Raw genomic sequence first — 21,816 nt, 5'->3', positions numbered from 1 at the left:
GTCAGAGCCCGGTGTCGATGGTCTCGTCGATCACGACGCCGCCCAGGATCTGCGCCACGAGCGGGGCACCGACCAGTCCCGACGACGCCAGGTCCGGGTCGTCGTCGGACGGCGAGTCGTCGTCCATCGAGACCGAGACGCGCGCCGACGACTGCCGGGCCTTCTGCTCGGCGGCCTGCCGTTCGAGCGTCTGGCGGCGCGACTCGCGCACGCCGGGCGCGGGCCCGGTGGGGACGGCGGGCGTGGCGGCGCTGGGCGCTGATTGCGCTGAGGGCGTTGAGGGCACGGTCGGGCGGGCCACGGGCCGGCTGCCCGACGGCGCCGCTCGGCGCACGTCCGCAGGCGGCGGTTCGTAGCCCTCGTCGAGGTCGGCCGGGGGCTCGGTCACGGGCAGGCCCGCGAGCCAGGCCTCGTCGGCCGCGTTGACGACCGGCTCGACCTCGGGCTCTGCGGGCCGCGGGGCGGGTCGCTCCTGCACGGCGACGTTGCTGCGCTGCGGGGACGCGGTGGTGTCGGCCCCCGCAGGACTGGTCCCGCCCGGGCCGACCGTCCCGTGGGGAGCGTCAGAGGGGTTCGCGGCCGTCGGTGCCGAGACGACGCCGACGCGTTCCGTGGACGTGTGCGGAGCGTGCGCGTCCGAGGCTGGTCCGCCCTGGGCGGGCGCAGCCGGGCCTGCACCGGTCGGTGTGCCACCGGCCGGTTGTCCGCCGCCTGTCGGCTCGTCGCGGCGCGGCGCGGGGGGCGCGGCTGGTGCGGGGGCGCTCGGGCCCGCGCTGCCGCCCTCGTCGAGGCGGGCCTCGACACGGACCTGGAAGCCGAGCGTCTGGTAGACGGCCTCCTGGACGGCCCCCGTGTGGCGCGACGTGGAGAAGGTCCGTGCGAGAGCGGGCGTCTGGAACGCGAGGTACAGGGTGTCCGGTGTGAGCTCCCCGACCTGGGCGTTGCCGCTCACGAGCGACCAGGTGACACGGCTCGAGCTGAGGGTCTGGAGGACCTCGGGCCAGCGGCGGCGCAGCACGTCGGTGCTGAGCGCGTCCGTGTCGCTCGCCGCGGGGGCCGGCGCCTGAGCGGCTGCGGGCGCAGGTGCGGGTGCAGGTGCGGGCTCGACCCGAGCGTCCTCGGGCGCTGGGACGGATCCGAGGGGCATGGTGACGCCCGTGTCCGGGCCGTCGTCCTCGACCGGGGTGACCGTCGAGGTGTCGGCGGCGGCGGCCGGAGCCGCGGTGGGCGCGTCGGTCCCTGGCTCGGCCGCCGCGGGCTCGACCGTGCTGACGGGCACCACGACGGGCCGGTCGTCGCTCTCCCCCGGCGCGCCGGAGGGCGCCGCCTCGGTGGTGGCGTCGCTCCCACCGGGAGCGGAGGTCACAGCGGGAACGGAGGTCACAGCGGGCGCAGCAGCAGTCGGCACAGCGGGCGCAGCAGCACTCGGCACAGCGGGCGCAGCAGCACTCGGGACAGCGGGCGCAGCGGCCTCAGGCGACGCCTCTGCCGGACGAGCAGCCGCCGGAGCGGCCGCTTCTCCCGCCTTGCGTGCCTGGAGCGCCGCGCGGGCGGCGGCGGCGCCGCTCAGCCCATGGACGGGGGCGACGGGCGTGTCCTGCTCGGCCTGTGCGGCGCGAGGTGCTGCGACGAGCCCCTCGGGGCCGCCGGGCCGTGGTGCGGTCGCGACGGGCACGAGGCCGCCGGTGCCCAGCCCGCCTCGCTCCAGCCGGTCGATGCGGGCCGCGAGCCCTGCGGCGCCGTCGTCCACGCCGGGGAGCAGGAGGCGCGCGCACAGGAGCTCGAGGTGCAGGCGCGGCGAGGTGGCGCCGCTCATCTCGGTGAGTGCCGCGTTGACGAGGTCCGCCGCGCGCGACAGCTCGGCCGCACCCAGGCTCTGCGCCTGGGACTTCATGCGCTCGAGCTGGTCGGACGGGACGTCGCGCAGCACCGCGTCCGCGGCACCGCCCGAGACCGAGATGACGATGAGGTCCCGGAGGCGTTCGAGGAGGTCCTCGACGAAGCGGCGCGGCTCGTGCCCCGTGGTGATGATCTGCTCGACGACCCGGAAGATGCTCGCGCCGTCGCGGGCCGCGAGGGCCTCCACGACGTCGTCGAGCAGCGAGGCGTGCGTGAAGCCGAGCAGGTCCACGGCGCGCTCGTAGTCGACGTTCCCGGCCTCGGCGCCGGCGATGAGCTGGTCCATGACGGACAGCGAGTCACGCACCGAGCCCCCGCCCGAGCGGACCACGAGCGGCACGACACCGGTGCCGATCGTCACGCCCTCCGCGGCGCAGAGCTGCTCGAGGTACGGGCCCAGGACGTCCGGCGGGACGAGGCGGAAGGGGTAGTGGTGCGTGCGCGAGCGGATGGTCCCGATGACCTTGTCCGGCTCGGTCGTCGCGAAGATGAACTTCACGTGCGGCGGGGGTTCCTCGACGAGCTTGAGGAGCGCGTTGAAGCCCTGCGGCGTGACCATGTGGGCCTCGTCGAGGATGAAGATCTTGTACCGGTCGCGGGCGGGCGCGAAGGTCGCGCGCTCCCGGAGCTCGCGGGCGTCGTCGACACCGTTGTGCGAGGCCGCGTCGATCTCGATGACGTCGAGGCTGCCCGAGCCACCGCGTGCGAGCTCGACGCACGACGAGCACTCCCCGCAGGGGGTGTCGATGGGCGTCTCCTCGGTGTTGCGCGCACAGTTCAGGGTGCGCGCGAGGATGCGCGCCGAGGTCGTCTTGCCGCAGCCACGAGGGCCCGAGAAGAGGTAGGCGTGGTTCACGCGTCCGCTGCGCAGTGCCTGCCGCAGCGGTCCGGTGACGTGGTCCTGCCCGATGACCTCGGCGAAGGTCTCTGGCCGGTAGCGGCGGTACAGGGCGGTGCTCACCCCGGCAACTCTAGACGGCGAGGCTGACAGCCCGCACAGCGGGTCCCCGGGCGTGCTGCCCGGGGACCCGCCGCGCGTGCCTCGGTGACCCGCCGCGCGTGCCTCGGCCCTCCGTCGGTGCGACGGAGACGGCGCCTCAGCGCCGCAGGACCTTGCGCGCGAGCCAGTTGCCGAAGAACTGGACGACCTGCACGATCACGATGATGACGAGGACGGTCACGGCCGTCACGGCCCAGTTGTAGCGCTGGTAGCCGTACCGGATCGCGAAGTCTCCCAGGCCGCCGCCGCCGATGTAGCCGGCCATCGCCGACATGTCGATCACGGCCACGAAGATGAACGTGTAGCCCAGGATGAGCGGAGCGAGGGCCTCGGGGATGAGGACCGTCCGGATGATCCGCCACGGCGAGGCGCCCATGGCGCGCGCGGCCTCGACCACGCCCGGGTCGATGCTCACGAGGTTCTGCTCGACGATGCGCGAGGTCCCGAACGCCGTCATGACCGACAGCGGGAGGATGAACGCCTCGGTGCCGATCGTCGTCCCGACGACCGCGAGCGTCACGGGGTAGATCATCGTCAGGAAGATGATGAACGGGATGGGCCGCACGATGTTGACGAGCACGTTGAGGACGTTGAACACCACGCTGTTGGCCAGCAGGTTGCCCTTGCGCGTGCAGTAGAGCGCGAGCCCCAGGACCAGGCCGCCGAGCCCGCCCGCGAGGAGCGCGATCGAGACCATGTAGAGGGTCTCGCCCAGCGAGGACAGCAGGATCGGCCACAGGGTGGACCAGTCGCGGTTCATCGCTTCCCTCCGAACGCGCCGGGTGCGCCGCCGAAGTCACCGGGCTGGGTGCCCTGGGTGCCGCCGGGGCCTCCCGTCCCGGGCCATCTCTCGCTCTGCCAGGCGTCGCGCGGGTCGGGTTCGTCGGCACGGCCCGACGGCGGAGCCCCGGTCGCGTCGTCGGCCTCGCGCGACTCGTCGCTCGCCCCGGCCACGACGCGCGGGTCGTCGCGAGGAGCGAGTGCGGTCCCGAGGTCGACGACGTCGGTCGTGCGCGAGAGCTCGTCGAGGAAGGCCGCGATGGTCGTGTCGTCGCCCACGAGCTCGAGCGTGAGCGACCCGAAGGGCCGCTCCCCGATCTCGGAGATCCCACCGAACACCACGGAGCCGTCGAGCCTGTGCTCGCGCAGGAGCCGGGTCAGGCTCGCGCCCGAGGTCCCGTCCTCGTGGACCCCGACGGTCACGAGGCGTCCGGGGTGCCGACGGCGCAGGCGTTCGAGGGCGTCGGGGCCGGGCCGGTCGCGCAGGGCCGTCCCGACGAACTTCTTGGTCGCGGTGGCCTGCGGCGAGGAGAACACGTCGTAGACCTCGCCGACCTCGACGACCTTGCCGTGCTCCATGACCGCGACCCGGTGGCAGGTCGAGCGCACGACGTCCATCTCGTGCGTGATGACGACGATCGTCACGCCGAGCTCGGCGTTGACGCGGCGCAGCAGCGCGAGCACGTCCCGCGTGGTCTCGGGGTCCAGGGCGCTCGTGGCCTCGTCGGCGAGCAGGAGCTTGGGCGACGTGGCGAGCGCTCGCGCGATGCCCACGCGCTGCTTCTGCCCGCCCGAGAGCTGCGACGGGTAGGCCGTGGCCTTGTCGGACAGGCCGACGAACTCCAGGAGCTCGGCGACGCGCGCCTCGCGCCGGGGCTTGTCCCAGCCCGCGACCTTGAGCGCGTAGGCCACGTTCCCGGCGACGGTCCGCGAGGTCAGCAGGTTGAACTGCTGGAAGATCATGCCGATGCTCGCGCGCACGGGCCGCAGCTCACGCTCCCGCAAGGCGCTCACCTCGTCCCCGTCGACCACGACGGTCCCCGACGTGACGGGTTCGAGCGCGTTGATGAGCCGGACGAGAGTGCTCTTGCCCGCGCCCGAGTAGCCGATGACGCCGAAGATCTCACCGGCCTTGATGTCCAGGGTGACGCCGTCGACGGCCGTCACGGCGGACGACCCGGTCCCGAAGACCTTCGTCACGTCGCGGAAGCGGACCATCGTGTCCGAGGTGGTGCTCACGGAGGAACCTCTCGTGCGGGGTGCGGCGGCCGGGCTCCTCGTGAGAGCCGCGCGGCCGCGCGTCGTGTGCGGGGGACGACAGGCGTGTACGGACAGTCCAACACGCGGGTGGTGCGTGGGCGAGGGCACGCCGGTGCCCGACGGCGTCAGGTGACTGACGCCGTCGGGCACCGGTGGCTCGTGCCGAGGGCTCAGCCCTGGGCGCGGTAGTTCTCCTCGATCCCCGCGAGGATCTCCTGGAGGTCGGCCGCGGAGTTGTCCTTGATGACCGCGGTGCCGCCCGAGGCCTTCTTCTCGGCGGCGACGACCTCTTCGTTCTGCGAGAGGGCGGCGATCTTCAGGAGCGTCTCGTCGTCCTTGTCCGCGGCGCGGGCGACCCACACGTTGATGTAGGGCTCGGAGGCCGACGAGTCGGGGTCGTCCTGGAACAGGGCGTCCTCGGGCTTGAGGCCGGCGTCCTCGAGGAAGTCGTTGTTGATGATCGCGCCGTCGACGGACTGGAGCGAGATCGCGGTCTGCGCGGCGTCGACCGGGGTGACCTTGACCTTGGAGGACGGGAGCACGTCGGCCTCGGTCGACAGCGAGCTGCCGCCGTCCTTGAGCTCGATGAGCTTGGACTCCTGGAGCACGAGCAGGGCGCGGGCGAGGTTGGTCGCGTCGTTGGGGACCGCGATCTCGCCGCCCGCGGGGATGTCCTCGAGCGCCGTGTGCTTGGACGAGTAGAGCGCGAGCGGGTAGACCGCGGTCGCGCCGATGGGCTGGAGGTCGTCGCCGGCCTCGACGTTGTAGCCCGCGAGGAACTGCAGGTGCTGGAACTGGTTGAGGTCGATCTGGTCCTGCGCGAGCGCCGGGTTGGCCTGCTGGTAGTCGCCGAAGTCGACGATCTCGATGTTCAGGCCCTCTTCCTTGGCGACCTTCTCGAACACGGCCCACTTGTCGTCGGCCGCGCCGACCACGCCGATCTTCACGACGTCGTCCGCCGAGGCACCGCCCGAGGCGCCGCTGTCGGAGGGCGTCGTGGCGCACGCCCCGAGCGTCAGGGCGGCGGTGGCCGCGAGGGCGGCGAGGGTCAGGTTCTTGCGGAGCATGGTCTGTCCTTCCGGTGACGGGCGCCGGCGGTTGTCGCGGGGCGTCCGTGGGGGACGTCACGGTGGTGACGGGGTGGGAGGTGGAACGTCCTCCCGCCCGACGACGGAGCGCGCGTCATGAGACACGTCACCGGTGGTCGGTGGTTCAGGAGGGGATGAGGCGGGGCGCTGCGGCGCGGGCTCCGGTCGTCTCCGGGCTGCGCTCGCGGGGCGCGTGGTGCGGTGCTGGGGTCAGGTCAGCGCTGACAGCACATTCGACCGGCGCCACGCAGGACGGAGCGACACGACATTCGGCAGCAGGCGGCTGCGCGGTGCGTCGTGAGCTCGGTGCTCGTGGGGCGGGTCATGGCTCCATGATGCGCACGCTCGACGCCTCAAAACCACTGGCCCGGTCGATATTCCAGATGTTGGACGGAATTTCGTCCGCATCATGGTCAGCGTCGGGCGATACGAGCGGTTTTGTCACGGTATCGCCAAGGCGCTTGTGGCGCAGGACACAGTTCCCGGGCCCGGGCGTCGTGAGGGCGAGGAAGGCCGCCGGCACGACGCGCGCACGGCGCGAGCGACGCCGTCGGGCGCTCGACACCTCCGCGCCGGGACAGGCGCCCGGACATGAAAGGACCCCCCGTGCACCCACCAGAGCCCACCTGCCCTTGCTGCCTTCCGGCCCTGGGGGAGTTCAGTGAGATAGCGCCGCACGAGGGGTCTGGACCCAGCCTAGCCCAGGAGGGCCGGTGGTCCGAAACCGGCCCCCGGGCACACGCGGGACGCCCCCCGTACGGGCGGGCCGCGAGAGCACAGGCGGCTCCTCGGGCGACGTCGCGGCGGGCCGATTCGGTCGCAGGCCCGGCGTCCGGTATTCTCGACACGCTGCCTGACGCCCCGCGTGGGTCGACGCTGCAGCACGGAGGATTCGCCTAGTGGCCTATGGCGCACGCTTGGAAAGCGTGTTGGGTTAAAAGCCCTCGGGGGTTCGAATCCCCCATCCTCCGCAGACCGAAGGGTCCGCAGCCTGCGCTGCGGACCCTTCGTCGTTCGTGGACACGGGTGACCGGGGTGCGGGGGGCCAGGCCCTAGAGTCGCCACCGGGTCTCCGCGTCACCGCACCGCCCGGTCGAGGCGTCAGCCCACCGAGTCGAGCAGCCGCCCTGCCATCGCGATCAGGTCGTCGCGCGGGACACCGTCGCCGATGAGCCGCACCGTGCCCACCGGAGACGCGTCGATCGAGACGACCGACCGGTCCTGCCCCGCGGGGTCGGAGGCCACGGTGACCGTCTCCTCGCCCGAGAGCTCGGGGACGGCCTCGTCGGGCCAGTCGTCCCCGAGGCTGGGGACCGACACGCCTGCGTGCACCGCGTGGACGTACAGACCTGGTCCCTCCTCGCCGGGCTGACCCTGGACGTAGATCGAGCTCTTCGACTCCGAGAGGTCGAGGTCGACGGTCTCGACGTAGTGGAAGCCGTCCGGGAGGATCGCCGGGTCGAGGTCACCGGCCGCGGCCAGCAGGAGTGCGCCCGCCCTCGTCGATCCGTCGAACGGCGGGAGCGGCGTCGCGGGGGCTGCGGCAGCGGGGGTCTGGTCCGCGGTGGCCATGGGCGAGGCGTCGGAAGCACATCCTGCGAGTGTCACGGCGACGACGCAGAGACAGAGGGGCAGCAGGACGATTCGGGTGGGGTGGGAGCGCACCCTCGGATGGTGCCACGCCTGACCCGCGCTGGACAAAAGCCTCGGGCAACCGTTCGGTCAGGGTGCATTCGGGGCATACTGACGAACGTGTCCAGCGCCGACGACCCCCTCAGCACGCCGTCGGGCGCCTCGACGACCTGGCACGTCGCGGAGCACCCCGTCGACGCACAGGAGTCCCAGGCGATCCTGTTCCGGTACTACACCGAGGTCAGCGACCGGTTCTTCGGCCACCCCACTCCACGGGACGACCTCCTGTCGGGTTTCGCGGCCCAGGACTCCACGGGGCTGGCGGCTCCCGGCGGTTCGTTCCACCTCGCCTGGGCGGACGGCCGCGACGGCCCGGTGGCCGTGGGGTGCGCGGGGGTCGCGATCGCCCCTCGCGCCCCGGAACCGACCGCAGAGCTCAGACGTGTCTTCGTCACCCCGGCGTTCCGCGGACGCGGCGTCGCCGGGGCACTCCTCGACGCGGCCGAGTCGGCGGCGCGACGCCTGGGCGCCGTGGTGGTGCGGCTCGACACCCGGCACGATCTCGTCGAGGCGCTGGCCCTCTACGCGCGGCGCGGGTACGTGGACGTCCCGGCGTTCAACGAGGACCGGTACGCGCAGAGGTGGTTGGCCCTGCGGCTCTGACGACGCCCGGCCGCGCAGCGGCGACCTCCGGTCACTCCGGGTCGCGGGGCAGGACGATCCACAGCACGACGTAGGCCAGGATCTGCGGTCCGGGCAGGATGCACGAGGCGACCGCGAGGACGCGGACGAGCGTGGGGCTGATGTCGAAGCGTCGGGCGAGGCCCGCGCAGACGCCGGCGATGACGGCGCCGCGGCGCGGTCTGGCGAGGATGTGGCTCATGCCTCGACGGTACGCCGGGGCTCCGTGCGCGCACATCGGGGACTCCCCTGGTTCGTCCCTGAGCCGCGACCCGCCCACGGGGGGAGGCCGTCGTCCTCGCGACGGACTCCCGGCGTCCCTCGAACCTCGACGCCGTCGTGACGCGCACCCTCTTGTGCTCGTCTGAACAACTGTTTAGCGTGTTGAACATGCGTTCAGTCACGCGCGACGAGAGTCCCGACGCCCCGGACCTCACGGGGCGCGCACGCATCCGCGACGCCGCCCTGCTCCGCTTCGCGTCCCAGGGCTTCCGGGTGCCGGTCCGCACGATCGCCGCCGACGCCGGTGTCAGCCCCGGGCTCGTCATCCACCACTTCGGGTCCAAGGAAGGACTGCGCCGCGCGTGCGACGAGCACGTCCTGGTCCTCGTCCGCGAGAACAAGCGCACCGTCCTGGGCGACGAGCACGGCTCGCGGGGCAGCCCCCTCGACGTCCTGGCCCAGCTCTCGTCGGTCGAGGAGTACGGCCCGGTGCTCGGCTACGTGCTGCGCAGCCTCCAGGAGGGTGGCGACCTCGCCCGCTCGTTCGTCGCGAGCATGGTCGACGACGCCGTGGCCTACCTCGCGGACGGCGTCGCCGCCGGGACCATCAGGCCCTCTCTCGACGAGACCGCGCGAGCCCGCTACCTCGTCACGCAGTCCCTCGGGACGATCCTCCTCGACCTCACGCTGAACCCGCCCATCGACCCGGGCGACACCGGGTCGATCGTCCGCGGGTACGTCGACCGGCACGGCCTGCCGTCGATCGAGCTCTTCACCGACGGCTTCCTCACCGACCGCACGCTCCTCGACGCCTACCTCCGGTACGCCGAGCCGCCGCCCGGCGAGCGCGCCGCGGCATCGCCCGCCCCGTAGCCCTGGCCGACCCGCGCGGTCCGCAGCCCGCACACCCCGGGCGAGCGACGCCGTCGGGCACCCTCCCGACGCTCCCTCCCGACGGCGCCGCTCCCCTCCCGTCCCTCCCTCACCCGACGAGGAACCATGACCGCGACCGCACGCACGGCCCCCGCCCCCCGCGGACCCGCCGTCGAGATCCACGACCTGCACAAGTCCTTCGGCACGACCCGGGCGCTCGACGGGCTCGACCTGACGGTCCGCGCCGGGGAGGTCGCGGGCTTCCTCGGGCCCAACGGCGCCGGGAAGTCCACGACCCTCCGCGTGCTCCTCGGCCTGCTGCGCCCCGACTCGGGCACCGCGACGCTGCTGGGCGGCGACCCGTTCCGCGACGCCGTCTCGCTGCACCGACGCCTCGCCTACGTCCCGGGCGACGTCACGCTCTGGCCACAGCTCTCGGGCGGCGAGACGATCGACCTGCTGCTGCGCCTGCGCGGCGCGGCCGTCGACGAACGGCGCAAGGCGCGCATGCTCGAACGCTTCGAGCTCGACCCGACCAAGAAGACCGGGACCTACTCCAAGGGGAACCGGCAGAAGGTCGCGCTCGTCGCCGCGCTGAGCGCCGACGCCGAGCTGCTCGTGCTCGACGAACCCACGTCGGGCCTCGACCCGATCATGGAGGCCGTGTTCCAGGACTGCGTGCGCGAGGCCACGGCCCGCGGCACGTCGGTCCTCCTGTCGAGCCACATCCTCGCCGAGGTCGAGGCCCTGTGCGACACCGTGACGATCATCCGGAGCGGCCGGGCCGTGCAGTCCGGGACGCTGGCCGAGCTGCGGCACCTGACCCGGTCGAAGGTCGTCGTGACCGTCGGGGGCGGCGCCGCAGGGACACCGGGCGCGACGGACGCGCTCGCGGCCACCGCCGGGGTCCACGACCTCGTGGTCGACGGCTCGCACGTGACCTTCCACGTCGACGACGACGCGCTGCCCCAGGTCACGCGCGCGCTCGCGGACCTCGAACCCCACGGCCTGACGATCGAGCCCCCCTCGCTCGAAGAGCTGTTCCTGCGCCAGTACGGCGACGAGCTCGCCCTGCTCGACGGCGAGGCGCTGCGATGACCGCGCTCACCTCCGCCGACCCGGCCGCCGTCGCGCCGCGGCGCACGGACGCTCCTCCCCTGTCGTTGCGAGGAGCGCTCGCGGGCACGGGAGCGCTCGTGCGCCTCGCGCTGCGCCGCGACCGCATCGTCCTGCCCGTGTACGTCGTCGTGGTGCTGCTCATGGTCGCGGTCACGTACTCGTCGGTCGCCACGGTCTACGGGACGCAGGCCGAGCGCGACGAGCTCGCCGCGAGCATGGGCACCAACAGCGCGTTCCTCGCGCTGCTCGGGCCGCTCGAGCACACGCAGTCCGTCGCCTCGACCGCCGCCTGGCGCGTGGGTCTGTTCATGATCCTGGTGCTCGGCGTCCTGGCGGTCCTCACGGTCGTGCGCCACACGCGCAAGGAGGAGGAGACCGGCAGGCTCGAGCTCGTGCGCGCGGCCCGCGTGGGGTCGCTCGCCCCGCTCGCGACGGGGGTCCTCGTCGCGGCCGGGATGTCCGTGGTCACCGGCGCGCTCATGGCCGCGATGTACGTGGCGCAAGGAGCCGACGGCGCCTCGTCCGTCGCGTTCGGTCTGCAGTTCGCGGCGCTCGGCCTGGCCGCGACCGGGATCGGGGCCGTGTGCGCGCAGGTCGCGACCTCGTCGCGGACCGCCAGCACGATCGGCGTGCTGCTGCTCGTCGCGGGGTACGCGCTGCGCGGCGTCGCCGACATCGAGCCCTCCGCCGACTGGCTGCACTGGGTCTCCCCCGTGGGCTGGGCCCAGGAGATCGACCCGTTCGGCGCGGACGCGTGGGGGCCCGCGCTGCTGTGCCTCGCACTGTTCGTCGTGGGCGTGGTGGTCGCGGCCCGGCTCTCGCTCGGGCGCGACCTCGGGGCCGGGCTCGTCCAGCCGCGCCCCGGGCCCGCCGGGTCGGCCTCGCTCACGAGCCCGCTCGCGCTCGCGACCCGGCTCCAGGTCCCCGGCGTCGTGTCGTGGACCCTGGGCGTCGGGGCGTACTGCCTGCTCGTCGGGTTCCTCCTCGACTCGGTCGACGACATCGCCGGGTCCTCGCCGCAGATGCAGCAGGTCGTCGAACGGCTCGGCGGTGCCGGTGCGCTCGCCCAGGTGTTCCAGGTCGCGATCATGGGCTTCGTCGGGATCGCCGCGGCGGCCTTCGCCGTGACGCTCGTGACCCGCGTGCACGCCGAGGAGACCTCGGGACGGGCCGAGCTCGTGCTCGCGACGGGGACGTCCCGGACGCGGTACCTGACGGCCTCCGTGGTCCTGCTGGTCGTCGGCGTCGTCGCGGTGCCGCTGTGGGCCGGGCTCATGATGGGCCTGGGGCACGCGCTCGTGTCCGGCGCGTGGGGCAGCGCGTTCGCGGACGCCGTCGGGGCGGGGCTCGTGCAGGTCCCGGCCGCCCTGGTCGTCGCAGGGCTCGTCCTGGTGCTGTACGCGTGGTGGCCGCGCCTCGTCGCCCTGGGATGGGGGGTCGTCACGGTCTTCCTGGTCGTCGGGCAGCTCGGCGAGCTGTTCGGTCTGCCGCAGTGGGCACGCGACCTGTCGCCGTTCACGCACGTGCCGCAGGTCCCGCTCGACCCCTTCTCGGCCGGCCCCCTGCTCGCCCTGGCCGGGATCGCCGCGGCCCTCGTCGCCGTCGCCTACCTCGGGTTCCGGCGCCGGGACCTGGGAGGGGCCTGACGGGTCCGGGAATCCTGACCGGGTCGGGCGGGCCGGATGTGCAAGGGCTGTGGAGTTGTGGGGCGCCCGGCGAGATCCGCGCCGTCGCGCCGAAGGCTCCCCCTAGACTGGCCCGCATGATCTTCAAGGCCGTCGGTGACGGGCGCCCGTACCCGGATCACGGGTTGGTCACGCCCAAGGACTGGTCGAGCGTCCCTCCCCGTCAGGTGCGGCTCGACGAGCTCGTGACGACCAAGCGGACCTTGAATCTCGACAACCTGCTCTCGGAGGACTCGACGTTCTATGGTGACCTGTTCGCGCACGTCGTGGAGTACCAAGGGGTCCTCTACCTCGAGGACGGCCTGCACCGAGCGGTCCGTGCTGCCCTGCAGCAGCGAGCCATCCTCCACGCCCGTGTGCTCATGCTCAACGCCCCCGGGGTCGGGTAGGTTTCTGGCGTGACCACGCAGCCCGGCTCCGACCCCTCTCGAACCGTCCGACGACGGCGCATCCACGAGCGACAGGCCGTGGTCTTCGGGCTGCTCGTCGCCTTCCTGGCGATCACCGGCATCGGTGCCCTGGCGGTCTACACGGGCGCGGTCGAGCCTCCGTTCGACCGCCAGTTCAGCTCACCCAAGGTCGACGACGTCATCGCCGACACCAAGACCCCCTGCCTCGCGGAAGGCACCCTGCCCGTGCCCTACGGCGACGTGCAGGTCCGGATCTTCAACGCCACGGGCAAGGGCGGCCTGGGCGCCGCCAACGAACAGGTCCTGCGGAGCCGTGGCTTCACCATCGCCCTGGTCGGCAATCTCCAGACCCCCGCCGGGAAGGGCACGACCCAGCACAGCACCCAGATCTCGTTCGGTGCGGCCGGCGTCGCGCAGGCGTACACGCTCGCGGCGCACTACAAGGACCCGGTCCTCGTGCTCGACAACCGTGCCGACGCGACCGTCGACCTCGTGCTGGGCAAGAACTTCGTGAACCTCGTCGACGAGGAGCTCGTGGAGATCGACCCCGCGGTGCCGCTGTCGAGCCAGGCGAAGTGCGTCGGGATCGAGACCATCACGCCGCGGGAGGCCTACGTCCCGCCGGTGCCGCCGGCCGAGGAGGCACCGGCAGAAGAGGTGCCCGCCGAGGGAGAGCAGCCCGTCGGAGGCTGACTCGTTCGCGGTACCCACGACCGCAGCACTGGCCCCGAGGGGGGTTCGCGGCTACTGTCTGGGCGCGGTGTCTCCTCCTCCCTGCTCTCGAACGGTCCGGCTCACGATGGTCTCCCTCCCGATCCGCCCTGCTCGCACCACCGATCCCCGCGAGGTCGACCGTCTGTACGACATCTGCCTGCGGACGGGTGCCGACGGCGCCGACGCCACGGAGAGGTACGCCGACCCCCGCCTGCTCGGTGAGATCTACCTCGGGGCGTACCTGGCGTTCGAGCCGGACCTCGCGTTCGTGGTCGACGACGGGTCGGGCGCGCTCGGGTACGTCGTGGGCACCGGGGACACCGCGGCGTTCGAGGAGCGCTGCGAGCGTGACTGGTGGCCGCCCCTGCGGGCCCGCTACCCGCTGGACGCGTTCCCCACGGACTCCGAGGACGCTTGCCTCGTGCGGAGCATCCACTCCCCCTCGACCACGGACCGCCCGGTGCTCGACCTCTTCCCCGCGCACCTCCATGTGGACCTGCTGCCCGCGGCCCAGGGCGGTGGCAACGGGCGACGTCTGCTCGAGACGCTCTTCGACGCGCTCCGGGAGCGCGGTGTCCAGGGCGTCCACCTGGGGGTCTCGGAGACGAACACGTCGGCGATCGGCTTCTACGAGCACCTCGGTCTCGAACGCGTCTCGACCGACGAGGGCTACGTCCTGGGCCTCAAGCTCTAGACCCGCCGGGTCCCCGGGTCCCCGGGTGCCCGGGTGCCCGGGTGCCCGGGTGCCCGGGTGCCCGGGTGCCCGGACGCGAGGTCGGTCAGAGGACGTCTGACCGACCTCGCGTCCGGCAGCAGGGTCAGCGCTCCGACATCTCCGAGCCACCCGGCACCGACGCCGGGCTCGCGGGCTCCTGCGACGTCCCGCGCCACCGGGCGATGTTGCGCATGACGTGGTAGATCACGAGCGCCGACGCCGTGCCGAGCGCGATGCCCTCGAAAGTCACGTCGCCGATGACCCAGGTGAAGTTCGCGATGCCGACGATCAGCGGGACGGCTGCGGTGGTCAGGTTGACCGGGTCGGAGAAGTCGACCTTGTTCTGCACCCAGATGCGCGCACCGAGGATGCCGATCATGCCGTAGAGCATGGTCGTCGCCCCACCCAGGACCCCCGCGGGGATGGTCGCGATGAGCGCCCCGAACTTGGGCGACATGCTCAGCAGCAGGGCCGTGGCGCCGGCGACCCAGTAGGCCGCGGTCGAGTAGACGCGCGTGGCCGCCATGACGCCGATGTTCTCGGCGTACGTCGTGGTGCCCGAGCCGCCGCCGATGCCCGCGAACGTCGTCGCGAGGCCGTCGGCGAAGAGCGCGCGGCCCGTGAGGTCGTCGAGGTTCTTGCCCGTCATGGCCGCGACGGACTTCACGTGGCCGACGTTCTCCGCGACGAGCACGAGCACGACCGGGACGAACAGGCCGAGCACCGCGACGTCGAACGTGGGGGTCACGAACTCGGGCAGCCCGAACCAGGCGGCCTTGGCGACGGGCGCGAAGTCGACCTCGCTGCGGATCGCCGCGACGACGTAGCCGATGATGACGCCGAGCAGGATCGCGAGGCGCCCGACGATGCCCTTGAACAGCACCGTGATGAGGATGATCGAGGCCAGGGTGATGACGGCCGTGACGGGGAACAGCTGGAAGTTGTTCCATGCCGCGGGCGCCAGGTTGAGGCCGATGAGCGCGACGATCGTGCCGGTCACGATGGGCGGCATCGTGAGGTCGATCCAGCGCGGACCCGCGAAGTGCACCACGACGCCGATGAGGGCGAGCACGACTCCGGTCACCAGGATCCCGCCGACGGCGACCGACTGCCCCCCGGAGGCGGTCGCCGCGGTGATGGGAGCGATGAACGCGAAGCTCGACCCGAGGTAGCTGGGGAGCCGGTTGCGCGTGATGAGCAGGAACCCGATGGTCCCGATCGCCGAGAAGAACAGGGTCGTCGCGGGCGAGAAGCCGGTCAGGAGCGGGACGAGGAACGTCGCCCCGAACATCGCGACGACGTGCTGCATACCGATCCCGATCGTGCGGGGCCAGCTCAGGCGCTCGTCGGTGCTGACCACGGCGCCGGGTTCGACGCGCTTCCCGTCTCCGTGGATCTTCCAGCCGAGTGCTGCCATGGGGGGCTCCGTTCGTGAAGTTTTGGTGAAGTGCCGAAGGGAAGGGTACTGCCGCTCGCGAACCCTTCGTTACCGACCGGTACGACGTGGACAGCCCCGTCCCACGGCCCCGCGCCCCGCTCGCCCCCGCACCAGGGCCCCACACCCCAGGACGCCCGACGGCGGAGCGCACCCTCGGGGAAGAAGGTGCGCTCCGCCGTCGGGCGGGAAGGGGAGGTCAGCTCAGCTGCGGCTTGACCTCGCGCGCGACGAGCTCGAGGTGGTCGAGGTCCGCGAGGTCCAGGACCTGCAGGTAGAAGCGCGTCGCCCCCTGCTCGCTCGCAGCCGCGAGCTTGTCCGCGGCCTCCGCGGGTGTGCCCGCGATGCCGTTGACCCGCAGCTCCTCGGGGTCGCGGCCGATCGCCTCGGCGCGACGCCGGAACTCGGCCTCGTCCTTGCCCACGCACACCACGAACGCGGCCGAGTAGATCAGGTCGTCGGGGTCGCGGCCCGCGTCCTGGCACACCACGCGCACGTTCTCGATGCGGTCACCCAGCACGCCCGGGTCGGGGAACGCGACGTTGAACTCGGTCGCGTAGCGCGCCGCGAGCGCCGGGGTGCGACGCGGTCCGTGCCCACCCACGATGACCGGCACGCGGGACTGCGCGGGCTTGGGCAGCGCCGGGGAGTCCGTGAGCGTGTAGTGCTCGCCTGCGAAGTCGAACCGCTCCCCCACGGGCGTCTCCCACAGGCCGGTGATCACCGCGAGCTGCTCCTCGAGGATCCCGAACCGCTTGGCCGGGAAGGGGATGCCGTACGCGGAGTGCTCCTGGGGGAACCAGCCCGCCCCCAGCCCCAGCTCGACACGGCCGCCCGACATCTGGTCGACCTGTGCGACCTGGATCGCGAGCACGCCCGGGTGCCGGAACGTCGCCGAGGACACGAGCGTGCCCAGGCGGATGCGGCTCGTCTCGCGGGCGAGGCCCGCGAGCGTGGTCCAGGCGTCGGTCGGCCCGGGCAGCCCGTCACCGTCACCCATGACGAGGTAGTGGTCCGAGCGGAAGAACGCGTCGTAGCCGAGCTCTTCCGTCGCTCGTGCGACCGCGAGGATGTCGTCGTAGGTGGCGCCCTGCTGGGGCTCGGTGAAGATGCGGAGGTCGATCGTCATGGCCTCCACCTTGCCACGTCGCTCGACGTGCTGTGGTCGCGCTCCCGCCGGACCTCGCCCGCTCCTCGCTCAGCCCTCGTGCGCGGCACGCACGGTCACCGAGCGGCCCGCCGGGGCCGTGACCACGAGGTTCCCGTCGAGACCCAGGACGAGGCGGAACCCGCCGAGAACGAGGTCGTCACCCGGGTCCACCTCCGTCCCCGGGCCCTCGCCCGACACCTCGACCCCTGTCGGGCCGGCCGCGACGGATCCCGGCTCGACCCCACCCGGGCCACCGACGAGGTCGAGGTACTCCTGCACGTCCCCCGTGGCGTCGGCGAGCTTGACGGGCCAGCTCTCGCCGGGCTCCCAGGCCGCGCCCGGTCGCAGGCGCTGCCCGATCATCCCCACGAGGACGGGTTCGTCGACCGTCTCGAAGCGCACGTGCCCGCCCTCGTCGACCTGGAGCCCCGTGATGCGCTGGACGTCGACGACCTCGTTGCCCGCCGCGGCGATCAGGACGTCCGCGGCGTCCAGGAGCTCCTGGGCGTCGTCGGAGTCGGCGAACGCCTCGGGGTTGTCGACCTCGGGCACGGGCCACTCGCCCCGGACCACCGCGAGCTGATCGGCGCGCGAGCCGGTGCGCGGGAAGCGATGGGACACGTTGACGACGACTGCCATGGGGACCTCCGGTGGTACGTGGACGGGACTGCGACCAGCACACCACACGTCGGCGGTCCGGTTCGAGCCGGGCTGCGCGGGCCCCGGGCACGTAGGGTCGGACCATGCGACTGAGCACCGTGATCCTGCCGATCTACCGCTGGTCCGAGGGGCGCGACGTCTGGCGCCGCGCGGAGGACCTGGGCTTCCACGCGGCGTACACGTACGACCACCTGTCGTGGCGGAACTTCCGTGACGGCCCGTGGTTCGGTGCGCTGCCCACGCTCGCGGCGGCGGCCGGGGTCACCGAGCGGATCCGGCTCGGGACACTCGTGACGTCACCGAACTTCCGGGAGCCCGTGACGCTCGCCAAGGACCTCATGACGCTCGACGACCTGTCGGGCGGTCGCATCACCCTCGGGCTCGGTGCCGGGACGACGGGCTTCGACGCCACGGTCCTGGGCGGCGAGGGCTGGTCGGCGCGCGAGCGGGCGGACCGCCTGCGGGACTTCACGGTGCTGCTCGACCGTCTCCTGACCGAGCCTGCCGTGACGCACGACGAGGGGCACTACCGCGCGCACGAGGCCCGGACGATCCCGGGGCCCGTCCAGGAGCCGCGGGTCCCGTTCGCGATCGCCGCGACCGGCCCCCGTGGCCTGCGGCTGGCGGTGCGGTACGGGCAGGCGTGGGTCACGACGGGCGACGCGTCGGTCGGCGAGGAGGGGACGCCCGCCGCGTCGCACGCCGCGGTCGGGGCGCAGGTCACGAGGCTCGAGACCGCGTGCGAGGAGGCGGGCCGCGACCCGGGGAGCGTCGAGCGCATCCTCCTGACGGGCTTCACGCCGGACCGGCCGCTCGACTCGGTCGACGCGTTCGTCGAGACCGCCGCCGCCTACCGTGCGCAGGGGATCACGGAGATCGTCCTGCACTGGCCCATCGCCGACTCGCAGTTCGCGGCCGACCAGGCGACGTTCGAGAAGATCGCGACCGAGGGGCTCGCGCAGCTCGGCTGAGCGGCGTCCGCCCCCGAGGCCCCCGCGGTACCCGCCCCCACGTCCACGTCCACGTCCACGTCCACGTCCACGTCCACCGAGATGCTGCTCGTCGTCGCCCGGACGAGCCGTCGACCGCCAACCAGCAGCATCTCGCGGGATGTACCCGGGCTCAGCGCACCTCGGCCGCCGCGGGCTCCTGGCGGCCCGTCTCGCGATCGGCCTCCTCGCCCGCCCGCGTCTCGGTCGAGATGCGCAGCGCGGCCACGAGGTCGCGGTACAGCTCGTCCGCCGCGAGGAGCTCGGCGTGCGTGCCACGCGCCCGGACGCGGCCGTCCTCCATGACGAGGATCTGGTCGGCATCGATCACGGTCGAGAGCCGGTGCGCGATCGTCACGACGGCGCGGTCGCGCGACAGGTCCTCGATCACGGCGTGGACCGCGGCCTCGGTGAGCCCGTCGACCTGCGCGGTGGCCTCGTCGAGCAGCAGGACCTCGGGCGCGTGCAGGACCGCGCGGGCGAGGGCGACGCGCTGGCGTTCGCCCCCCGAGACCGTGGTCCCGACGAGCGACGTGTCGAGCCCGTCGGCGAGCGAGCGCACCTTGGCGTCGAGCCGCACCTTGGCGAGCGCGTCCCACATGGCGTCCTCGGACGCGTCGGGGTCGGAGAGCTGGAGGTTCTCGCGGATCGTGCCGGGCACGACGGGCGTCTCCTGCTCGACGTACGCGATGCGCGAGCGCACCTCGTCGAACGTGTAGTCCGCGTAGGGCCGACCGTCGAGCAGCAGGGTCCCGGACTCGGGCTGGAGGAAGCGCAGGAGGAGCGAGAAGGTCGTGGTCTTGCCCGCACCGGACGGCCCGACGATCGCGACCTGCCCTCGTCGCGGCACCTCGAACGTGAGGTCACGCACGACGGGCTCACCGCCGGGCAGGTAGCGCGCGGTCACGTCCTGGAACGCGAGCACGGGCGGCTCGCCCTGCGCGTCGACCGGGCGAGCGGCACGCGCGGGGTGAGCGGCGCCGTCGGGCAGGGAGGTCCCCACGCCCGACGACGGCGCGCGGCTCCCGTCCGCACCGCGCCCGGGTGCGTCCACGCCCGGGGCGACGGCACGCTCGGGCTCCTCGATCTCGATGGCCTCGACCTCGCGGATGCGGCCCGCGGCCGCGATGCCCGCCTGGAGCTCGGTGACGTTCTGCGTGAGGGTCGTGACGGGGTCGACGATCTGGAACGCGTAGAGCAGGAACGCGACGAGGCTCGAGACCGCGAGGAGGCCCTGGTCGACGCGCCACGCGCCGAGCGCGAGGATCACGATGATCGCGAGCTGGATGCCTCCGCCCGCGATGGTCCACGCGACGGCGCCGGTGCGCACGGCCTTGAGGTTGTGGCGCGCGGAGTCCTGGGCGTCGGCCACGACGCGGTCGATCTGGCGCTCCTCGGCGCGGCTCGCCTTGATGGTCCGCAGGGCCCGGAGCCCGCCCTCGAGGACACCACCGAGCCGGCCGAGCGACTCCTGCGCCTGCTCCTGGGCCTTGGCGATCCGCGGCATGAGCAGGCCGACGAGGATGCCGATGACGACGATCGCGGCGAGCGTGGTCCCGAGCAGCACCATGTCGAGAACGGCCATGAGGACGACCGTGCCGACCAGGCTCACGACGCCGTTGACGAGGCTCACGATGCTCGACGACGCCGCCTCGCGCAGCAGGACCGTGTCCGAGGTGACGCGCGTGACGAGCTCTCCCGTGGGGCGCGACCCGAGCGCCCCGACCTTGGCCCGGAAGAAGCGGCGCACCATCGAGGTGCGGGCGTCGAGCACGACGCGCTCGGCGAGCGCGCCCAGCAGGATCCACTGCCACATGCCCAGCACGAGGCCCACGACGAGCAGACCGACCAGCAGGCTCACGGCCGGGACGAGCGAGGCGCCGGTGCCCAGGGTGTCGAGCACGGCCTTGGTGACCATGGGGGTCGCGAGGCTCGCGGCCGTCGTCCCGAGGCCCAGCGCGAGCCCGACCGCGAGCGTCCTGCGGTGGGGGGTGACGAACGTCCAGAGGATCTTGAGGCGCGGGAGCAGCGGCCCCTTGGGCTCCGTGGGCGGTGTCTGCGCGGGGTCGGTGTCGGCCATGTTCCAGTGGAACACGGGTGTCCCATTTTAGACAAGAGCCGTCCCATCGAGTGACGGCTACGCTGAGCACGTGACAGCAAGCGACACCGACGCCGCACCGGGCGAGACGACCGTCGGCATCCCGCCCGACGCTCCCGCCACGGGCGCGCGCGCCCGGACGCGGCGCGCGATCCTCGACGCCGCGGTCTCGGTGTTCAGCTCGAACCAGACGGCGTCCCTCGGCGAGGTCGCCCAGGCCGCCCAGGTCGGCCGCAGCACGCTGCACCGCTACTTCCCCGAACGTGCCGACCTCATGCGCGCCGTCGGCGCCGAGGCCCTCGACCGCACGCGCGCCGCGATCCGCGCCGCGCGCCTCGACGACGGCAGCCCCGCGACCGCCCTGCGCCGCCTCGTGGTCGAGTACTTCGACCTCGGCCCCTGGTACATGCTGCTGTTCGCCGACCCGCTCCTCGCCGACGACGAGGCGTTCTGGCAGGAGAGCGACACCGCCGAGGCCCCCGTGCGCGACCTGTTCGAGCGCGGGCAGCGGGACGGCGTGTTCGACCCGACCCTCACGGTCTCGTGGGACCAGCGCACCCTGTGGTGGACCCTGTTCAACGCGTGGTCGGTCGTGACCGAGGACTGCACCTCGCGCAGCGACGCGCTGCGCATGGCGGTCCGCAGCATCGAGGGCGTCGTGCTCACTCCCTCCGCCCAGCCCCCCGCTTCACCCCCTGCCGCACCGGGCCCCACCGAGAAGTCGAGGACCACATGAAGAACGTCCGCTGGGCGAGCCTGCTGACCGTGCTCGGGTGCGTCGTCGTGGGGCTCGTGAGCCTGTTCTCGCTGCTCAGAGGCCGCACGTGGGCGTGGTTCCCGCTGCTGGTGGCCGTCGCGGTGGGCTTCCGCGAGATCCGCTACCTCCAGCGGATCGATCACCAGCGCAACGCCCCGCGCTGACCCCGGAGCCCCGGCTCAGGGGCGTCCCGGAAGGGATGTCCCCCATCCGACGGGCGCCCGTCATCCTCCGGGGGGACGAGGCCCCCGCCGAGGATGGGTCGGAGGGCCGATGTGCCCGCACCCCCGCCCCGCAGAGACTGGTGGTACGCCCCGCGACAGCGAGGGCGGCCAACTTTCCTGGGGAGGAAGCCATGACCACGCAGGTCACGACCTCGACGCCGATCCGCGTCGCACTCCGCGGCCACGACACGACGGCCCGCCGCGCGCGCTCGTCGGCTCGCCCCGCGGGTTCCTCCCCCACGTCACGGCCCGACGGCGGAGCGCCCAGCCCGCAGGAACGTCGCGCCGGTGCGTCGTCCGACCCGTCCGACCGCGCGAACGGCTGGCTCGTCGCCGGCTCGGTCCTCGTGGCTATCGCCCTGTTCTCGGCGCTCGCGCTGAGCTCGTTCTCGACGCTGGGCTGACTCCGGCTCCCCGCGCACCTG

Annotated in this window: 21 protein-coding genes, 1 tRNA gene and 1 other RNA gene; 12 read left to right on the top strand and 11 right to left on the bottom strand. The window is 72.9% G+C overall.

The features are described 5' to 3' along the window. Position 1: 1 nt before the first annotated feature. The 5 genes from JOD49_RS13965 to ffs form a co-directional block, all read right to left on the bottom strand. On the bottom strand, positions 2-2,860 hold the full coding sequence (locus JOD49_RS13965) for a DNA polymerase III subunit gamma and tau (protein ID WP_205307704.1): 2,859 nt from the start codon (positions 2,858-2,860) through the stop codon (positions 2-4). Positions 2,861-2,996: 136 nt separating this feature from the next. Continuing rightward, the gene (locus tag JOD49_RS13960) at positions 2,997-3,659 is read right to left on the bottom strand and encodes a methionine ABC transporter permease (RefSeq protein ID WP_205307703.1); all 663 of its coding nucleotides are present in this window, start codon (positions 3,657-3,659) and stop codon (positions 2,997-2,999) included. After that, the gene (locus JOD49_RS13955) at positions 3,656-4,918 is read right to left on the bottom strand and encodes a methionine ABC transporter ATP-binding protein (RefSeq protein ID WP_307822550.1); all 1,263 of its coding nucleotides are present in this window, start codon (positions 4,916-4,918) and stop codon (positions 3,656-3,658) included. Before JOD49_RS13955 ends, JOD49_RS13960 begins: the two co-directional genes overlap by 4 nt. Positions 4,919-5,109: 191 nt before the next feature. Then, the gene (locus JOD49_RS13950) at positions 5,110-6,006 is read right to left on the bottom strand and encodes a MetQ/NlpA family ABC transporter substrate-binding protein (protein WP_205307702.1); all 897 of its coding nucleotides are present in this window, start codon (positions 6,004-6,006) and stop codon (positions 5,110-5,112) included. A gap of 613 nt (positions 6,007-6,619) precedes the next feature. Then, an RNA gene (gene ffs, locus JOD49_RS13945) (signal recognition particle sRNA small type) lies at positions 6,620-6,716 on the bottom strand. Positions 6,717-6,912: 196 nt separating this feature from the next. Here ffs and JOD49_RS13940 point away from each other — a divergent pair. Continuing rightward, a tRNA-Ser gene (locus tag JOD49_RS13940) sits at positions 6,913-6,998 on the top strand. Between the two features lie 130 nt (positions 6,999-7,128). On the opposite strand, the gene JOD49_RS13935 is transcribed toward JOD49_RS13940, so the two are convergent. Continuing rightward, positions 7,129-7,599, bottom strand: coding sequence for a hypothetical protein (locus tag JOD49_RS13935; RefSeq protein ID WP_205307701.1), 471 nt, complete (start codon positions 7,597-7,599; stop codon positions 7,129-7,131). Between the two features lie 180 nt (positions 7,600-7,779). On the opposite strand from JOD49_RS13935, the gene JOD49_RS13930 reads away from it, so the two are divergent. Beyond that, positions 7,780-8,322, top strand: a complete 543-nt coding sequence (locus JOD49_RS13930) for a GNAT family N-acetyltransferase (RefSeq protein ID WP_307822549.1) — start codon at positions 7,780-7,782, stop codon at positions 8,320-8,322. A 31-nt stretch (positions 8,323-8,353) separates the two neighbouring features. On the opposite strand, the gene JOD49_RS13925 is transcribed toward JOD49_RS13930, so the two are convergent. After that, positions 8,354-8,542: a PspC domain-containing protein gene (locus JOD49_RS13925; RefSeq protein ID WP_205307699.1), complete on the bottom strand. Its 189-nt coding sequence runs from the start codon at positions 8,540-8,542 to the stop codon at positions 8,354-8,356. Between the two features lie 188 nt (positions 8,543-8,730). On the opposite strand from JOD49_RS13925, the gene JOD49_RS13920 reads away from it, so the two are divergent. The 6 genes from JOD49_RS13920 to JOD49_RS13895 all read left to right on the top strand — a co-directional run bounded on the left by JOD49_RS13920 (position 8,731) and on the right by JOD49_RS13895 (position 14,057). Continuing rightward, the gene (locus tag JOD49_RS13920; RefSeq protein WP_205307698.1) at positions 8,731-9,435 is read left to right on the top strand and encodes a TetR/AcrR family transcriptional regulator; all 705 of its coding nucleotides are present in this window, start codon (positions 8,731-8,733) and stop codon (positions 9,433-9,435) included. 126 nt (positions 9,436-9,561) lie between these two features. Then, positions 9,562-10,533: an ABC transporter ATP-binding protein gene (locus tag JOD49_RS13915; protein WP_205307697.1), complete on the top strand. Its 972-nt coding sequence runs from the start codon at positions 9,562-9,564 to the stop codon at positions 10,531-10,533. Continuing rightward, positions 10,530-12,200: an ABC transporter permease gene (locus JOD49_RS13910; RefSeq protein WP_205307696.1), complete on the top strand. Its 1,671-nt coding sequence runs from the start codon at positions 10,530-10,532 to the stop codon at positions 12,198-12,200. The genes JOD49_RS13915 and JOD49_RS13910 overlap by 4 nt, the downstream gene beginning before the upstream one ends. 116 nt (positions 12,201-12,316) lie before the next feature. After that, positions 12,317-12,628, top strand: a complete 312-nt coding sequence (locus tag JOD49_RS13905; RefSeq protein ID WP_205307695.1) for a type II toxin-antitoxin system VapB family antitoxin — start codon at positions 12,317-12,319, stop codon at positions 12,626-12,628. Between the two features lie 9 nt (positions 12,629-12,637). Next, positions 12,638-13,342 (top strand): LytR C-terminal domain-containing protein, encoded by a 705-nt coding sequence (locus tag JOD49_RS20255; RefSeq protein WP_205307694.1) that lies wholly within the window; start codon positions 12,638-12,640, stop codon positions 13,340-13,342. A gap of 106 nt (positions 13,343-13,448) precedes the next feature. After that, entirely contained in the window at positions 13,449-14,057 is a 609-nt protein-coding gene (locus JOD49_RS13895) for a GNAT family N-acetyltransferase (protein WP_205307693.1), read from the top strand. A gap of 124 nt (positions 14,058-14,181) precedes the next feature. Here JOD49_RS13895 and JOD49_RS13890 read toward each other — a convergent pair whose 3' ends face one another. The 3 genes from JOD49_RS13890 to JOD49_RS13880 form a co-directional block, all read right to left on the bottom strand. After that, the gene (locus JOD49_RS13890) at positions 14,182-15,495 is read right to left on the bottom strand and encodes a uracil-xanthine permease family protein (protein WP_205307692.1); all 1,314 of its coding nucleotides are present in this window, start codon (positions 15,493-15,495) and stop codon (positions 14,182-14,184) included. Positions 15,496-15,712: 217 nt separating this feature from the next. Further along, on the bottom strand, positions 15,713-16,636 hold the full coding sequence (locus JOD49_RS13885) for an LLM class F420-dependent oxidoreductase (RefSeq protein ID WP_205308997.1): 924 nt from the start codon (positions 16,634-16,636) through the stop codon (positions 15,713-15,715). A 75-nt stretch (positions 16,637-16,711) separates the two neighbouring features. After that, positions 16,712-17,302, bottom strand: coding sequence for a hypothetical protein (locus tag JOD49_RS13880; RefSeq protein WP_205307691.1), 591 nt, complete (start codon positions 17,300-17,302; stop codon positions 16,712-16,714). Positions 17,303-17,406: 104 nt separating this feature from the next. On the opposite strand from JOD49_RS13880, the gene JOD49_RS13875 reads away from it, so the two are divergent. After that, positions 17,407-18,294 (top strand): LLM class flavin-dependent oxidoreductase, encoded by an 888-nt coding sequence (locus JOD49_RS13875; protein WP_205307690.1) that lies wholly within the window; start codon positions 17,407-17,409, stop codon positions 18,292-18,294. A 151-nt stretch (positions 18,295-18,445) separates the two neighbouring features. On the opposite strand, the gene JOD49_RS13870 is transcribed toward JOD49_RS13875, so the two are convergent. Then, complete coding sequence (locus JOD49_RS13870) at positions 18,446-20,407, bottom strand: ABC transporter ATP-binding protein (RefSeq protein WP_307822548.1); 1,962 nt, start codon at positions 20,405-20,407, stop codon at positions 18,446-18,448. 55 nt (positions 20,408-20,462) lie between these two features. Here JOD49_RS13870 and JOD49_RS13865 point away from each other — a divergent pair, with 55 nt between their 5' ends. The 3 genes from JOD49_RS13865 (at position 20,463) to JOD49_RS13855 (ending at position 21,795) form a co-directional block, all read left to right on the top strand. Beyond that, a complete protein-coding gene (locus tag JOD49_RS13865; RefSeq protein ID WP_205307689.1) occupies positions 20,463-21,146 on the top strand; it encodes a TetR/AcrR family transcriptional regulator in 684 nt (227 codons plus the stop codon). Further along, positions 21,143-21,331, top strand: coding sequence for a hypothetical protein (locus JOD49_RS13860; RefSeq protein WP_205307688.1), 189 nt, complete (start codon positions 21,143-21,145; stop codon positions 21,329-21,331). Before JOD49_RS13865 ends, JOD49_RS13860 begins: the two co-directional genes overlap by 4 nt. Positions 21,332-21,522: 191 nt before the next feature. Further along, positions 21,523-21,795, top strand: a complete 273-nt coding sequence (locus tag JOD49_RS13855; RefSeq protein ID WP_205307687.1) for a hypothetical protein — start codon at positions 21,523-21,525, stop codon at positions 21,793-21,795. Positions 21,796-21,816 lie beyond the last annotated feature (21 nt).

It is taken from the genome of Oerskovia jenensis, assembly GCF_016907235.1.
GTDB lineage: Bacteria > Actinomycetota > Actinomycetes > Actinomycetales > Cellulomonadaceae > Oerskovia > Oerskovia jenensis.
This window is presented reverse-complemented; position numbering and strand designations above follow the sequence as displayed.